General features: G+C 45.5%; 1 protein-coding gene. It reads right to left on the bottom strand.

The genetic code is table 11. The features are described 5' to 3' along the window. Nucleotides 1-35: 35 nt before the first annotated feature. The coding region (locus RUMCAL_RS02665) for a DNA-methyltransferase (RefSeq protein ID WP_021680934.1) at nucleotides 36-988 on the bottom strand (953 nt) is incomplete at its 5' end.

Below are 988 nucleotides of genomic sequence, written 5' to 3'. Positions count from 1 at the left end.
CGCCGCTGCCGTCAAAGAGGCTGCCAAGGGTGAGGTTACGCATCTGACACCTCTACTTCCGAATATTCCATTCGCTTCCCATCCCGAATCAAATACACATCATCGGAATTTCCGTCATGGAGTTTTATGTACCTTTCAACGGCTACATCAACAAACTTCGGTTCAAACTCTATGCCGTAACAAATTCTGTCAAGCTGGTCGCAGGCAACAAGCGTAGATGCACTTCCCAGAAATCCATCCAGCACCATTCCATTTGTCTGCGTACACTGGGAAATCAGATAGGCGATCAGCGGGACTGGTTTACTGGACGGATGTCCGCAGCCGTCCTCTTTGCTGTTTTTAATGCGGTCAAATTCAAATACTGTTTTCTGTTTCTGGTCACCATACCAGATATGCTTTCCGTCTTTTCTCCAGCCCCAGATAATCGGTTCATGGATATACTTCCAGTCGGTTCGGGTGAGAACAAGACGGTCTTTCTTCCAGACAAGTCCTGCACCGACCTTGAAGCCTGCATCTTCATAAGCATCATGAAATACACGTGCCTTGGAGGTGGCATAAAACACATAAATGCTTGCATCCTTCGCCATGGCATCTTTGAATCTCTCAAATGCAGATTTCAGAAACGCATATCCTTTTTCATCATCAAGGTCATCATTTTTGATTTTGCCTGACGTGCTTTCCAGATTGACAAGATACGGCGGGTCTGTGCAAACAAGATTTACTTTTGTGTCTCCAAGAAGTGCTGTATAGGTTTCCGGCAAAGTGGAATCACCGCAGATAACAGTATGCTTTCCAAGATGCCAGATGTCACCTGTTTTGGATTTGCAGGGCTTTTCCAGTTCTGCATTTACATCAAAATCATCCTGTTTTGCTTCATCACTGTTAATGTCGAAAAGGTCAGCGATTTCAGATTCATCGAAACCAGTCAACCCAAGGTCGAATCCGAGCTCCTGCAGTTCCTGCATTTCAACGGACAGCAGTTCTTCGT

This window comes from Ruminococcus callidus ATCC 27760 (genome assembly GCF_000468015.1).
Classification (GTDB): domain Bacteria; phylum Bacillota; class Clostridia; order Oscillospirales; family Ruminococcaceae; genus Ruminococcus_C; species Ruminococcus_C callidus.
The sequence above is the reverse complement of the archived record's forward strand: the minus strand, read 5'-3'. Positions and strand labels throughout refer to the sequence as shown.